This window comes from Streptomyces sp. BK022 (genome assembly GCF_004217355.1).
Taxonomy (GTDB): domain Bacteria; phylum Actinomycetota; class Actinomycetes; order Streptomycetales; family Streptomycetaceae; genus Streptomyces; species Streptomyces griseoluteus.
In genome coordinates, this window is the sequence record NZ_SHKU01000002.1 from 268,643 (window position 1) to 282,518 (window position 13,876).

At 71.5% G+C, this 13,876-nt stretch carries 12 protein-coding genes; 9 read left to right on the forward strand and 3 right to left on the reverse strand.

Features of this window, described 5'->3' with window-relative positions:
• Positions 1-140: 140 nt before the first annotated feature.
• Positions 141-1,433 carry a PspC domain-containing protein gene (locus tag EV284_RS07350; RefSeq protein ID WP_130331533.1) on the forward strand — a complete coding sequence of 431 codons (1,293 nt, stop codon included), beginning with the start codon at positions 141-143 and terminating at the stop codon, positions 1,431-1,433.
• Positions 1,430-2,194, forward strand: a complete 765-nt coding sequence (locus tag EV284_RS07355) for a response regulator transcription factor (protein WP_130331535.1) — start codon at positions 1,430-1,432, stop codon at positions 2,192-2,194. The genes EV284_RS07350 and EV284_RS07355 overlap by 4 nt, the downstream gene beginning before the upstream one ends.
• A gap of 88 nt (positions 2,195-2,282) precedes the next feature.
• Here EV284_RS07355 and EV284_RS07360 read toward each other — a convergent pair whose 3' ends face one another.
• Positions 2,283-3,383, reverse strand: a complete 1,101-nt coding sequence (locus EV284_RS07360; RefSeq protein ID WP_130331537.1) for a C40 family peptidase — start codon at positions 3,381-3,383, stop codon at positions 2,283-2,285.
• Positions 3,384-3,829: 446 nt separating this feature from the next.
• On the opposite strand from EV284_RS07360, the gene EV284_RS07365 reads away from it, so the two are divergent.
• A complete protein-coding gene (locus tag EV284_RS07365) occupies positions 3,830-4,183 on the forward strand; it encodes a hypothetical protein (protein WP_030811871.1) in 354 nt (117 codons plus the stop codon).
• Here the strand turns inward: EV284_RS07365 and EV284_RS07370 are convergent.
• Positions 4,161-5,168 carry a hypothetical protein gene (locus tag EV284_RS07370; protein ID WP_130331539.1) on the reverse strand — a complete coding sequence of 336 codons (1,008 nt, stop codon included), beginning with the start codon at positions 5,166-5,168 and terminating at the stop codon, positions 4,161-4,163. The two genes, EV284_RS07365 and EV284_RS07370, sit on opposite strands and share 23 nt — an antisense overlap.
• A gap of 381 nt (positions 5,169-5,549) precedes the next feature.
• On the opposite strand from EV284_RS07370, the gene pcrA reads away from it, so the two are divergent.
• A complete protein-coding gene (gene pcrA / locus EV284_RS07375) occupies positions 5,550-8,030 on the forward strand; it encodes a DNA helicase PcrA (RefSeq protein ID WP_130331541.1) in 2,481 nt (826 codons plus the stop codon).
• 9 nt (positions 8,031-8,039) lie between these two features.
• Here the strand turns inward: pcrA and EV284_RS07380 are convergent, their stop codons facing one another.
• Positions 8,040-8,996 (reverse strand): LuxR C-terminal-related transcriptional regulator, encoded by a 957-nt coding sequence (locus tag EV284_RS07380; protein ID WP_130331543.1) that lies wholly within the window; start codon positions 8,994-8,996, stop codon positions 8,040-8,042.
• Between the two features lie 178 nt (positions 8,997-9,174).
• Here EV284_RS07380 and EV284_RS07385 point away from each other — a divergent pair, with 178 nt between their 5' ends.
• From EV284_RS07385 to EV284_RS33515, 5 genes are all read left to right on the forward strand, one after another.
• Positions 9,175-9,528, forward strand: coding sequence for a hypothetical protein (locus EV284_RS07385; RefSeq protein WP_130331545.1), 354 nt, complete (start codon positions 9,175-9,177; stop codon positions 9,526-9,528).
• 48 nt (positions 9,529-9,576) lie between these two features.
• On the forward strand, positions 9,577-10,599 hold the full coding sequence (locus tag EV284_RS07390) for a DUF6528 family protein (protein ID WP_130331547.1): 1,023 nt from the start codon (positions 9,577-9,579) through the stop codon (positions 10,597-10,599).
• Between the two features lie 200 nt (positions 10,600-10,799).
• Entirely contained in the window at positions 10,800-10,961 is a 162-nt protein-coding gene (locus EV284_RS32625; protein WP_165425476.1) for a hypothetical protein, read from the forward strand.
• Positions 10,962-11,073: 112 nt separating this feature from the next.
• A complete protein-coding gene (locus EV284_RS07395; protein ID WP_130331549.1) occupies positions 11,074-12,525 on the forward strand; it encodes a hypothetical protein in 1,452 nt (483 codons plus the stop codon).
• Between the two features lie 84 nt (positions 12,526-12,609).
• On the forward strand, positions 12,610-13,833 hold the full coding sequence (locus EV284_RS33515; RefSeq protein ID WP_130331551.1) for a transglycosylase family protein: 1,224 nt from the start codon (positions 12,610-12,612) through the stop codon (positions 13,831-13,833).
• The last annotated feature ends 43 nt before the right edge of the window (positions 13,834-13,876 follow it).

Genomic DNA, 13,876 nt, shown 5'->3' on the forward strand with positions numbered 1-13,876 from the left:
GGGGAGACGTTCGGCTCCGAGCCAGGGCTCCAGCCCGGGGCCCCCGCGCCGGGACCCGGGGAAACCCCGGTGAAGATCAGGGGAGTCTCGGGGGAGGACCCTGATGCCCCGGTCCCCGCCGCCGTGTGACCATCGTTGGCATGCCGGAAGCCGCAGCACTCCCACTCGAAGACCCGCGGCCGCCGCGCAAGCTCTACCGCAGCGGTGACGGCCGCTGGCTGGGCGGAGTGGCGCGGGGGCTCGCCGGGCATCTCGGGCTGCCCGTGGTGTGGGTGCGGCTGGCCTTCGTCGGCCTGCTCATGGCGAACGGACTCGGCGCGCTGCTGTACGCCACGTTCTGGTTCTTCGTCCCGCTCGGCGTCGGCGGGGTGGGCGACCACAAGCCCGCCTCGCTGGTCGGCACCGAGACGTCGCCGGAGGGGCGCCGCAGACTCGTCGCCCGCAAACCGGACAAGGGGCAGATGGTCGCGCTGCTCCTCATGGTCATCGTGTCCATCGTCTTCCTGGGCAGCGTCAACCTGACCAACACCGCCAAGGCGTACCTGGTGCCGGTGGTGCTGGTCGCCGCCGGCGTCGCCCTCGTGTGGCGGCAGGCGGACAACGCCCGCCGGGCCCGCTGGGTCGAGGTCGGCGGCCGTCGGCGCACGCTCACCCTGCTCCGGGCGGCCGTGGGTGTGCTGCTGGTCACCGCCGGGGTCTCCGCGATCTTCCTGATGCAGGTGTCCGCAGCCCACCTGGGCGCGGTGCTGGAGGCGGCACTCGCCGTGCTGGTCGGCATCACCCTGCTCGCCGGCCCCTACCTCGTCCGCGTGACGCAGGACCTGTCCGAGGAACGGCTGATGCGCATCCGTGCCCAGGAGCGGGCCGAGGTCGCCGCGCACGTCCACGACTCGGTGCTGCACACCCTCACCCTGATCCAGCGCAACGCGGACAACGCCGGGGAGGTGCGCCGCCTGGCCCGTGCACAGGAGCGGGACCTGCGCACCTGGCTGTACAAGCCGGAGGGCACCGGCAAGGACGAGGCCGACGAGCCGGACACGGTCGCGGAGGCGGTGCGGCGCAACGCGGCCGAGGTCGAGGACAAGCACGGTGTGCCCATAGAAGTCGTGGTGGTGGGCGACTGCCCGCTGGACGACCGGACGACCGCGCAGATGCAGGCCGCGCGCGAAGCGATGGTGAACGCCGCCAAGTACGGTGGCGAAGGCGGGGCCGTGCAGGTCTACGCGGAGGTCGAGGGCCGTACGGTCTTCGTGTCCGTCCGCGACCGGGGTCCGGGCTTCGACCTCGACTCCATACCCGCCGACCGCATGGGGGTCAGGGAGTCGATCATCGGGCGCATGGAGCGCAACGGCGGTACGGCACGGCTGCGGCCGGTGCCGGACGGCGGCACGGAAGTCGAGTTGGAGATGGAGAGGGCGGAGAAGACGGCATGAGTGACGCGACCGAGGCGAACGGCACGACGGGGGAGGCGGAGGTGGCCGAACCCGGACGCGACACCGCGACGACTGCGGAGGGCACCGAGGGCACGGCCGGGCGCCATGTGCGCGTGGTGCTCGTGGACGACCACCGCATGTTCCGTACCGGCGTGCGGGCCGAGATCGGGCAGACCGCGCGGACCGGGGTCGAGGTGGTCGGTGAGGCGCCGGACGTCGACCAGGCGGTCGCGGTCATCACCAGGACCCGGCCCGAGGTGGTCCTGCTCGACGTGCATCTGCCCGGCGGCGGCGGGGTCGAGGTGCTCCGGCGCAGCGCGGCCCTGATGGCCGACCCCGAGCAGCCGGTGCGCTTCCTCGCGCTCTCCGTGTCGGACGCGGCGGAGGACGTGATCGGGGTGATCCGGGGAGGGGCGCGCGGCTATGTCACCAAGACCATCACCGGGTCCGACCTGATCGACTCGATCTTCCGGGTGCAGGAGGGCGACGCGGTCTTCTCGCCCCGGCTGGCCGGGTTCGTGCTGGACGCCTTCGCCTCCACCGACGCCCCGCCGGTCGACGAGGACCTCGACCGTCTCACCCAGCGCGAGCGTGAGGTGCTCCGGCTGATCGCGCGCGGCTACGCCTACAAGGAGATCGGCAAGCAGCTCTTCATCTCGGTGAAGACGGTCGAGTCCCATGTCTCCGCGGTGCTGCGCAAGCTCCAGCTCTCCAACCGGCACGAGCTGACCCGTTGGGCCACGGCCCGCCGACTGGTCTGACTCGAAGCCGAAGCCGAAGCCGAAGCCGCACCCTGACCCCGCCACCCCGGAAGCCGGGCTCGCCCCCTGCGCACCCCCGACGGAACCCCTAGGCCACCCGGGTGGCCCCCGCGAACGGCATCTGGTCGATCGGCGCCACCCGGACCGGCGCCGAGGGGTTGGGCGCGTGGATCATGCGGCCGTTGCCCACGTAGATGCCCACGTGGCTGATGCCGGAGTAGAAGAACACCAGGTCACCCGGCTGGAGCTGGGAGCGGGAAACGCGTCGGCCGGCGTTGATCTGGGCGTAGGTGGTGCGGGGGAGGGAGATGCCGGCGGAGCGGTAGGCGGCCTGGATCAGCCCCGAGCAGTCGAAGGCGTTGGGGCCGGTCGCGCCCCACACGTAGGGGCTGCCGAGCTTCCGGTAGGCATAGGCGACGGCAGCCGAGGCCCGTGAGGTCGGCGCCGGCACCCGGGCGGTGGGCGCGGAAGGGCGGCCGGGGGACGCCTTGCCGGACCTGACCGGGGTCGGGGCGGAGCGGCCCCCGCTGCCCGCACGGACCCGAACCGCCGGGGCACCGCCGGTGGCCTTCGCCCGCTCGGGCGGGGTGAGCCGGGCGAGCAACTGCCGGGCCTCGTTCAGTTTGGCGGTGACGGCGTCCTTCCGCCGCTTCAGCTCCGCCTGCCGGGACCGTACCGACTTCGCCTCGACGCGGGCCGCGCCGCGCAACCGCTCGATCTCCCGGAGCTGGGCGCGCACCCGGCTCACCTGCTGGGCCTGGCGGTGGCCGGCGCGTTCCGCGAAGGCGGCGTCGTCCAGGTAGCGGTCGGGGCTGCTGGAGAGGGCCAGCTGCCAGCTGGGGGCGATCGCGCCGTGGCGGTACTGCGCGGCGGCGAAGGCGCCCAGGGCGCCGCGGGCGGTGTCGAGTCTGTCCAGCCGGCGGGCGGTCTCGTCGCGCAGGGCGTTGAGCCGGTGCTGCGCGGCGCCCGCCTTCTCATGGGCGCCGTTGTACTTCTCGGTGGCGGTCTCCGCCTCCCGGTACAGCCGGTCCACCCGGGACTTGACCTGGGCGGTGGTGAGTTGCGGCTCGGCGTGTCCCGTTCCGTCGAAGGCCGTCGCGGTGGCCGCTCCCGCCAGGGCGAGAGTGGCGGCCGTGCGGGCCGTGTTGCCGCCGAGTGAGCGCGCTCGGAGCTTTCGGTGCGCTGCCACCTGGACCGTCACGTCCTTCCATGGGACTCGTGCGGCCGAGAACCCCGGACCCCTGGGGGCGCCGGTGTCCGTCGGCCGTCCGCACAGGGGAGACGGCGGCCGACGGACGGTCCTCGGCGGTGATGTCCGGCTGCCGCCCCTGGTCCGGGCGGCTGTGGGGAGCCGGTCACCTGGGGGAGGACGCTAGGCCGCTTGGTGACGGCTTGGTAACGCGTGTGCGGAACTGTCCTCGACGGGCCTGGAAGTGACTGTTTCGGACCGGGCTGCCGGGGTGGCGGGGGCGCCCGTACGAAGCCTGGTGATCAAAGAGGGGAAGAAGAGGCCCGGGGGAGGCAGGGGGTGCTATGACCGGCGGAGCCGCGAGCGGGTGAGATCGGCCGGAGCCATGCCCGGACGCGGGCCCCGGTACGGTGCCGACGGGTTGTCGGGAACTAGGCTCGGCTCCCATGACCGTACTCATCCATGTCTTCGTCGCCCTGCACATCATCGGCATCGCCGCCCTGCTCGGCGGCTTCCTCACCCAGATGAAGGCGATGGGCCGGGGTACGGCCCGCTTCGTGCCCGCCATGCTGCACGGTGCGATCACCATGCTGGTCACCGGCGTGGTGCTGGTCGGCCTCAACGAGGCGGACGGTCACCACGTCAACAACATCAAGATCGGCATCAAGCTGGCGCTGCTGATCGTGATCCTCGGCCTGGTCTACGTGAAGCGCGACGAGGAGACGGTCGACAAGGGGATGTTCGGGCTGGTCGGCGCCCTGACCACGGCGAACATCTTCATCGCCGTGCTGTGGACGTGACGTCCGGCGCCCCCGCCTCCCGGGAGCCGCGGTGTCCGGCGCGCACCGCGAGCGCCGCGCCCGCCGCGGCCGCCAGCCACACCGCGACCGCCACCCAGACCAGCACCTTCCCCGGCCCGCTCAACCAGGACACGTCCAGGGCGGCCGAGACCGCGAGGGCCGCCGCCGCCGTCATCCCCATCGAGAACACGGTGGCCCAGCGCAGCAGGCCGTAGCGCGGCCGGGGGCGCGCCAGCTCGGCCAGCACCAGCACGGCGTAGCAGGCGAGGTCCAGTACCAGGAGGACCGCGGTGGCCTCGTGCAGGACCTCGCTGTCGTCCTTGTTCCACAGGTACAGCCGCGCGCTGTCGGCGGAGATCAGCCGGGCCCCGGCCAGCGCCGAGATGGACAGCGCGCCGCCCGCGATCCAGTGGTCGCCCGGCCCGTGCAGGACCTGGCGGGAGTCGAAGCGGGGCAGGGTGAGGGCATAGAGCAGCAGGCCGAGCCAGAACAGCACCAGCGCGGTGTGCGCGAGCCAGGCCGTCGCCTCGGCTCCGGCGAGGGTGGCCGCCAGGACGGCGAGCGCCTGTGTGGCCACGCAGCACATGAACACCGCGCCCGGCATGCGCTGCCCCCAGTGCCGGAGCACCGAAACCAGCAGCACCGGCCAGAGCAGCGCGGCCAGCGCCAGGAGCGCCCCGGCCAGGGGCTGGACGCCGAGCAGCGAGATCCGGGTGCCGAGTACCGCCGTGGCCGCCACCGCCGTGAGCGCGGCCGGGTCGCGGGCCTCCTCCGTCCAGCGCTCCCGGTGCCCCGCCAGCCGGCAGGCGAAGGTGGCGGCGAGGGCCAGCCAGGCGAGACAGGCCAGTACCAGGAAGATCCGGGACACCACCTCGACGCCCGCCAGACGCAGGCCGATGGAGACGACGGCGGTCGCCATGACGGCGGCGCCCGCCGCCGGAGGACGCTCCGCCACCCACGTACGCAAGTCCGAGATGCCCGACATGTCCCTGATGCTAGGGAGCGGCGCGCCCCCGGAAGGCGGGGCACGCGCGCGTGGGGCTCGAAAAGAGGACCGGGCCGCACGGAGACGTCCCGTTCTGATCGGGAGCCCGCTCTGCCGGAACGGGAGCCCGGCCCCCAGGGGCCAGGAGTCCACCCCCGGAGACGAGGACCTGCCCACGCCGGTACGAGGACCCACCCGGCCCGGGGCGAAGACCCGCCCCCGCCAGGGACGGGAAGCCCGCCCCACCGGGAACGGGAAGCCCGCCCCACCGGGAACGGGAAGCCCGCCCCACCGGGAACGGGAGATCGTTCCGCCGGGAATCCGGCCAGGTTCCGCGGACCGGGACCGGTTGTCGGTGCGGCGCCCTAGACTCGTAGAGCGATGAGCAGCCTCTTTGACGACAACTTCCTGGCCAGCCTCCAGCCCCCGCGGGGACCCGAGGAGGACTCCGCGCCGCCCGAGGACGAGCACGCTCCGGAGCAGGTCCCGGACGACCTGTTCGGGGGGAAGTTCGACGTGCCCCCGGACCGGGACACCCACTACCGCGGCGGCGCCCCGCGCCCGCCGGTCGACGCGGCGGCCCTGCTGGAGGGGCTGAACGACAACCAGCGCGCGGCCGTCGTCCACGCGGGCTCCCCGCTGCTCATCGTCGCGGGCGCCGGTTCCGGCAAGACGCGGGTGCTCACGCACCGCATCGCCCACCTCCTGTCCGAGCGCCATGTGCACCCGGGCCAGATCCTCGCGATCACCTTCACCAACAAGGCCGCGGGCGAGATGAAGGAGCGCGTCGAGCAGCTCGTCGGCCCGCGCGCGGGCGCGATGTGGGTCATGACCTTCCACAGCGCCTGCGTCCGCATCCTGCGCCGCGAGTCGAAGAGGCTGGGCTTCACCTCGTCGTTCTCGATCTACGACGCGGCCGACAGCAAGCGCCTGATGGCCCTGGTCTGCCGCGACCTGGACCTCGACCCCAAGCGCTACCCGCCCAAGTCCTTCAGCGCCAAGATCAGCAACCTCAAGAACGAGCTGATCGACGAGGAGGACTTCGCCGCCCAGGCCACCGACGGCTTCGAGAAGACCCTCGCCCAGGCGTACGCGCTCTACCAGTCGCGGCTGCGTGAGGCCAACGCGCTCGACTTCGACGACCTGATCATGACCACGGTCAACCTGCTGCGCGCCTTCCCGGACGTGGCCGAGCACTACCACCGCCGCTTCCGGCACGTCATGGTCGACGAGTACCAGGACACCAACCATGCGCAGTACGCGCTGGTCAGGGAGCTGGTCGGCACCGGGGCCCACGATGAGGACGTCCCGCTCAACGAGTACGACGTCCCGCCCGCCGAGCTGTGCGTCGTGGGTGACGCGGACCAGTCGATCTACGCCTTCCGGGGCGCGACCATCCGCAACATCCTCCAGTTCGAGGAGGACTACCCGGACGCGACGACGATCCTGCTGGAGCAGAACTACCGCTCCACGCAGACCATCCTGTCCGCAGCCAACGCGGTCATCGAGCGCAACGAGTCCCGCCGTCCCAAGAACCTGTGGACCAACGCCGGCCAGGGCGCGGGCATCACCGGCTACGTCGCGGACACCGAGCACGACGAGGCCCAGTTCGTCGCCGACGAGATAGACCGCCTCACCGACGCGGGCGACGCCAAGGCCGGGGACGTGGCGGTGTTCTACCGCACCAACGCCCAGTCCCGTGTGTTCGAGGAGATCTTCATCCGCGTCGGCCTGCCGTACAAGGTCGTCGGCGGGGTGCGCTTCTACGAGCGCAAGGAGGTCCGGGACGTCCTGGCCTACCTGCGAGTCCTCGCCAACCCCGAGGACTCGGTGCCGATGCGCCGCATCCTGAACGTGCCCAAGCGCGGCATCGGGGAGCGTGCCGAGGCGATGATCGACGCCCTCGCCCAGCGCGAGAAGATCAGCTTCCCGCAGGCCCTGAAGCGGGTGGACGAGGCGTACGGCATGGCCGCGCGCTCCACCAACGCGGTGCGGCGGTTCAACGCGCTCATGGACGACCTGCGCACCATCGTCGAGTCCGGCGCCGGACCGGCGACCGTGCTGGAGGCGGTCCTGGAGCGCACCGGCTACCTCGCCGAGCTCCAGGCGTCCACCGACCCGCAGGACGAGACCCGGATCGAGAACCTCCAGGAACTCGCGGCCGTGGCGCTGGAGTTCGAGCAGGAGCGGGAGGACGCCGAGCAGGGCACGCTGGCCGAGTTCCTGGAGCGGGTCGCGCTCGTCGCGGACTCGGACCAGATCCCGGACGAGGAGGACGGCGACGGCGTCATCACGCTGATGACCCTGCACACCGCCAAGGGCCTGGAGTTCCCGGTCGTCTTCCTCACCGGCATGGAGGACGGCGTCTTCCCGCACATGCGCGCCCTCAACCAGACCAAGGAGCTGGAGGAGGAGCGGCGCCTGGCCTACGTCGGCATCACGCGCGCGCGCGAACGGCTCTACCTCACCCGTGCCGCGCTGCGCAGCGCCTGGGGGCAGCCGTCGTACAACCCGCCCTCCCGGTTCCTGGAGGAGATCCCGGCCACGCACCTGGAGTGGAAGCGGACCGGTGCCTCGGCCGCGCCGTCCTTCGGCAAGGCCGCCTCCTCGGTCGCCTCCACCCTCTCCTCGTCCCGGTCCCGCTCCTCGGCGGCCGGTGCCTCCGGGTTCGCCACCCGCCGGGCCGGCGAGAAGCCGGTGGTGTCGCTGGCGATCGGCGACCGCGTCACCCACGACCAGTTCGGCCTCGGCACGGTGGTCGCCGTGGCCGGCGAGGGCGACAAGGCCCAGGCGACGATCGACTTCGGCGGCGGCAACGCCAAGCGGCTGCTGCTGCGGTACGCGCCGGTGGAGAAGCTCTAGTGGCAGGCGCTAGCTGACCCAGTTGCGCTGGGCCGCGCGGACACCGGCCTCGAAGCGGCTGCGGGCCTCCAGACGCTCCATCAGCCCGCAGGTGATCCGCCGGACCGTACGGGCGGAGACGCCGAGGCGCTTGGCTATGGACTCGTCCGTGTGCCCGTCGGCGAGGAGCCGCAGGGCGGCGGTCTCCGTGTCGGTGAGGCCCTCGGGGTCGTGACGCGGGCCGTCCCCCAGCGGGTTGGCGCCCTGCCAGAGACCGTCGAAGAGGGCGCACAGGGCGGTGAGCGTGCCAGGGCTCGTCAGTACCAGGGCCGCGGCGGCGGAGTTGTCGCTGTTGACCGGGATGACGGCCTGCTCCCGGTCGACGATGATCAGTCGCGTCGGCAGAGTGGGCAGCGTGCGCACCTGACCGCCCCGCGCCGCCAGCCAGTTGACGTAGGCCAGGGTGTGGGTGCTGTTGCGCGCGCTGTCGAGATAGATGGTGCGCATCCGGACACCGCGCCCGAGCACCTCGCCGTTGAGGTTCTTGGCCGCCTCGATGCTGTCGGGGTGATGGGCGCCGTCCGGAGCCAGGGTCATCACCTCGCCGCGCACGGACTGGGTGAGCTGACCGAGCCGGTCCCGGATGCGGTCCAGCCCCTCCAGCCGCTCCACGCCCGATCCCGTACGCGGCGTCAGCGAGGCGTGCTCGGCGATGAGCTGCGCGGCGGCGGCGCGGGACGCCTCGACGCGCAACTGCTGTGCCGCCAGGTCGGCCTGCTGCCGGGCCAGCAGCAGTTCGAGCCCGATCTCCGGTGTCACCGGGTGCAGGTGGCCGATGCCGTCGCTCGCCGGACGGACCAGGGAGAGTCCGCTCAGCCGGTCCAGGGCGCCCCGCACGTCGTCCTCGGTCGCTCCCAGGTGGGCGGCGAGATCCGCGACGCCGTCGGCGGGGCGTGAGAGCAGCGCGCGGTACACCGATTCGGTCATCACGTCGAGACCAAGTGAATCAAGCACTTTCCCCCCCGGAAAAGTATGCAGTCCGTTCACGTTTTGATCATTGTATAGAGGTGCGGTGGCGATCCCCTTGACCGCTTCCGGCCAGTGTCAATTGCGGACACCGGACTGCTCTGGCGGGCGATGAGTCCCGACCGGCAAGGTGATGCGCATGTATCTCGTACATGCGCACTTTCGTGCCCATGTCCCTATGGCTGTCCCATCCGCACAGTTCGCCGAGCTGGTCCTGGCACAGGTCAGGGCGAGCGGCGGGGTCGAGCACGCAAGTGCCCATTTCCCCTTGCCGCGTGCGCCCGTTATCGGGTTCTGGCTGTCCGCGGGCACCCTGCGCGAAGCGGAGACCCGTGCCCGGAACCTGTGTGAGCGGGCTCTCGAAACCATCGACGAATTGTCCGGCTGGACGCTGCTGCGCGCCGAGGCGCCCCTTCTGGCGCCCACCGCCCTCGGCCGTCTCGGCCTGCCGGAATCCGCCGAACCGGAGCATGACGACGAATCCCCGGAATGACCGAATGAATACGCAACCCTCCGTTCCTCCAACGATCTGGAGCTCGTCATGACCCGTTTTCAGCGTCCGGCCCGGCGCACCTTCCTGCTCGCGGCCCTCGGTGTGGGTGCCGGTGTGGGGGCCGGTGTCGGGCTGCCGGCCCGCAAGGCCGTCGCCGCCACCCTGCCCCCGGTCCTCGTTTGCGACCAGAAGCGCCGGAAAGTGCTTCTGCTGGACTCGTCCCGGACCGTGTGGGACCCCGACACGGACCCCTCGGCGGTGCAGTGGTCCTTCACCCCCGAGGGCAACCCGGACTTCGCCGACCTCTCGCCGCAGACGAGCTGGACCTATGTCAGTGAGGCCAAGGCCAGAACACTGAACGGCAGGGCGTACGTACTGGTCACCGCCTCCTACGGGTTCGCCGCCGTGGTCGACCGGAACAGCGGCGCGCGGTACTGGGGCGGCATGGTGGCGGGAACGCCGGGCGACGACGACCTCAACCCGCACAGCATCGAACTGCTCGGCAACGGGAACGTGGCGGTCGTCGCGAGCACGGGCGGAGAAGTGCGCCTGTACGCCGCCTCCCAGGGGGCGTACAGCAACGCCTACGTGACAGCGCCGCTGGACGCGGCGCACGGCGTGTACTGGGACGCCCCGCGAAGTCTGCTGTGGGCGATCGGGGGCCGGCAGCTCGTCGCGTACTCCGTGGGTACGGCCGCCGCGCCGGCGCTGAAGCAGACCTACGCCGTCGATCTGCCCCAACTGCCCAGCGGGGCGAAGCCGGGCGGCCACGACCTGTACCCCGTGCAGGGCACGACCGACCAGGTCTGGATCGCCACCACCGAGGGCGTGCTCAGGTTCTCCCTGTCGGCCCGCGCCTTCAGCCCGTACGTGACCGACTCGGCCTGCTCGGGCCTGCTGGGCGGCGTCAAGTCGATCAGCAACGTGGGCGACGACGTGCTCTTCGTCAGCCCCGACGGCGACCTGAGTCCCAGTTGGTGGAGCGAGTACATCCACGACGGCGCGGGTGCGAAGGCGCCCCGGCGCCTGGTCGGCGGGGGCATCTACAAGGCCCGCTGGTGGCAGCCGTGATGGCCGCCCCCGGGCTCCCTGGACCGATCCGGACATGGCCGTCTGTGGCCAGCGGGAAAGCCTTCCCACCCCGCTGACCTGCGGCGAAAGTGTTCACAGCCGCCCCGGAGAGCAACTGGTCCGGAAGGCAGGAGGGACCGCCCCACCACCCGGTGGGCGTCCTGAACCTCCACCGGTCACGTCCTTCGAAAGGCACTCCCATGAACCTCCGCCGCTTCCCGCAGCTCTCCGCCCTCGCCCTCCTCGTCGCTCTTCTCGCCGGTGGCGCCTTCACCGCGGCCCACCCGTCGAGCGCCTCCGTCACGGCGTCCCAGGCGGCCGCCGGCGGAGCCACCACCCTGGGTGACTTCATCTGGCAGTAACCGGCGCCGGACCACCGCCCCTCCGCCGCCAGGCCTCAGCGCCCGCAGGTTCTCAGCACACCCCCGCAGGGACGCCCTGCTCCGCTCCGTACACCCCTCTTGGAGATATGTCATGCGCACTTCAACTCTGCGGGGCACGACCGTCGCCCTGGCCCTCGTTCTCTCCGGCGCCTCCATCGCGGCCGGCGCGGTCCCGGCCTTCGCCGGTACGGACCCCAACCCGGTCGTGCAGGACACCACCGGCTGGGGCCAGGGCCCGGTCACCCCGGTGCAGAGCGGCGCCTCCGGCCTCACCGCGAGTGCCATGGCACCCACCATCTCCCGGTCGACCGTGATCGAGCGGGCGGACACCTGGGTCGGTGAGGGTATCCAGTACAGCTGGACCGACAGCCACGACGGCTACCGCACCGACTGCTCCGGTTACGTGTCGATGGCCTGGAACCTCGGTGACTCGCTCACCACGGACACCTTCGCGGGCCAGGGAGTCACCGAGACCATCGGCAAGGACGACCTGAAGGCGGGCGACGCCCTCCTCAACGACAGCAGCGGCGCCAACGGCCACATCGTGCTCTTCCACAAGTGGGTGGACACCGCCAAGACCCAGTACTGGGGTTACGAGTTCACCCCGAGCGGTGTCCACCACCGCATCGTCGACTACCCGTACTACCCCGGCCACGGCACCTTCGTCCCGGTCCGCAACAAGTCCGTCGTCGACGACGTGACCAAGCCGGCGTCCGGGAAGGTCTTCGACCGGACCCGCTCGACCGCGGGCGCCTGGTCCACGGCCACGAAGATCGACGACAACGCGGCGGTCACCGCGATCTCGGCGTCCGGTCTCAAGGACGGCTCGATGCACGTGCAGAGCCTGGTGAATGGAAAGGTCTACGACCGCACCCGTTCCACCGCGGACTCCTGGTCGTCGGCCACGCCGATCGACGAGAACGGCTCCATCAAGGACATCGCGTCCGCGGCCCTGCCGGACGGCTCCCTGCACGTGCTGACCCTGGTCAACGGTGACATCTGGGACCGCACCCGCTCGGCCGCCGGTGCCTGGTCGTCGGCGGTCAAGATCGACGACAACGGCAGCCTCGTCGACCTCTCCGCCGCGGTCCTGCCCGACGGCACGCTGCACGTCCAGTCGCTGGTGAACGGCGACATCTGGGACCGCACCCGCTCCACCACCGGTGCCTGGTCCAGCGCCGTCAAGATCGACGACAACGGTTCCATCAAGGGCCTCGCCGCCTCCGGCCTCAAGGACGGCACGCTGCACGTCCAGTCGCTGGTGAACGGCGACATCTGGGACCGCACCCGCTCCGCCGCCGGTGCCTGGGACGGCGCCGTCAAGATCGACGACAACGGCGGCATCAAGTCCCTCTCCTCCGGCTCCGTCGCGGACGGCACCATGCACGTCCAGGCCGTCGTCAACGGCGATGTCTGGGACCGGAAGATGTCCACCGCGGGCACCTTCTCGAGCGCCACGAAGATCGACGACAACGGCAGCATCATCGCCAGCTACGCCACGGGGCTGCCCGACGGCACCTTCCACGTCGGCACCATCGCCTGACCCTCCCCCCCCCCCGAGCGGCGGCGTACCTCCGTCCTGCGGAGGTACGCCGCCGTCCCCCTTTCGCGCAGCCCTGGAGAGAACATGTCCCGATCCCGCACCGCCCGCACGGCCCTGGCCGGCGCCTCCCTGCTCGCCGTCGGCGTCACGCTCCTGTCGGGGACCGGCACCGCCCACGCCGCCTCGGTCGCCACCTGGGACAAGGTCGCCGCCTGCGAGAGCGGTGGCGACTGGAGCATCAACACCGGCAACGGCTACTACGGCGGGCTGCAGTTCTCGCTGAGCACCTGGAAGGCGTACGGCGGTGAGGCCTACGCGGCCTACCCGCACCAGGCCACCAAGAAGGAGCAGATCCTCATCGGGGAGAAGGTGCTCGCCGGACAGGGGGCGGGGGCGTGGCCGGTGTGCGGTGCCCAGGCCGGACTCGCCGGGGACACCGCCGACCCGTATCCGCCCGAACCGGCCCCGACCCCGGTCACCGGGAAGGTCTTCGACCGGACGCGATCGGGGTCGGGCTCCTGGGCGAGCTCGGTGAAGATCGACGACAACCCCGCCGTCGCCGCGATCTCGGCATCGGGACTCACGGACGGCTCACTGCATGTGCAGAGCCTGGTGAGCGGCAAGGTGTACGACCGCACCCGCTCGGCCTCGGACTCCTGGTCGTCGGCGACGCTGATCGACGAGAACGGCTCCATCGAGGGCATCGCGTCCGCGGCCCTGCCGGACGGCTCCCTGCATGTGCTGACCCTGGTCAACGGTGATGTCTGGGACCGCACGCGTTCCGCGTCCGGAACCTGGTCGAGCGCGGTGAAGGTCGACGACAACGGCCAGCTCACCGACATCTCCGCCGCGGCTCTGCCGGACGGGACCCTGCACGTCCAGTCGCTGGTGAACGGCGACATCTGGGACCGGACCCGCTCCGCCGCCGGTGCCTGGTCGAGCGCCGTGAAGATCGACGACAACGGCGGGATCAAGGACCTCGCCGCCTCCGGGGTCAAGGACGGGACGCTGCACGTCCAGTCGGTCGTCAACGGAGACGTCTGGGACCGGACCCGCTCCGCCGCGGGTTCCTGGTCGAGTGCGGTCAAGATCGATGACAACGGCTCCATCAAGGCCGTCTCCTCGGGCGCCGTCACCGACGGCACGGTGCACGTCCAGTCGCTGGTGAACGGCACCGTCTGGGACCGGACCCGTTCGGCGTCGGGTTCCTGGTCGAGCGCGTCGCAGATCGACGACAACGGCGCGATCCTCGCCAGCTACGGCGCCGGACTGCCCGACGGCACCTTCCACGTCGGCACCATCGCCTGACCGCTGCGCGAACCGCTCACGGGCCGGGGCTCCTCACGAGGGG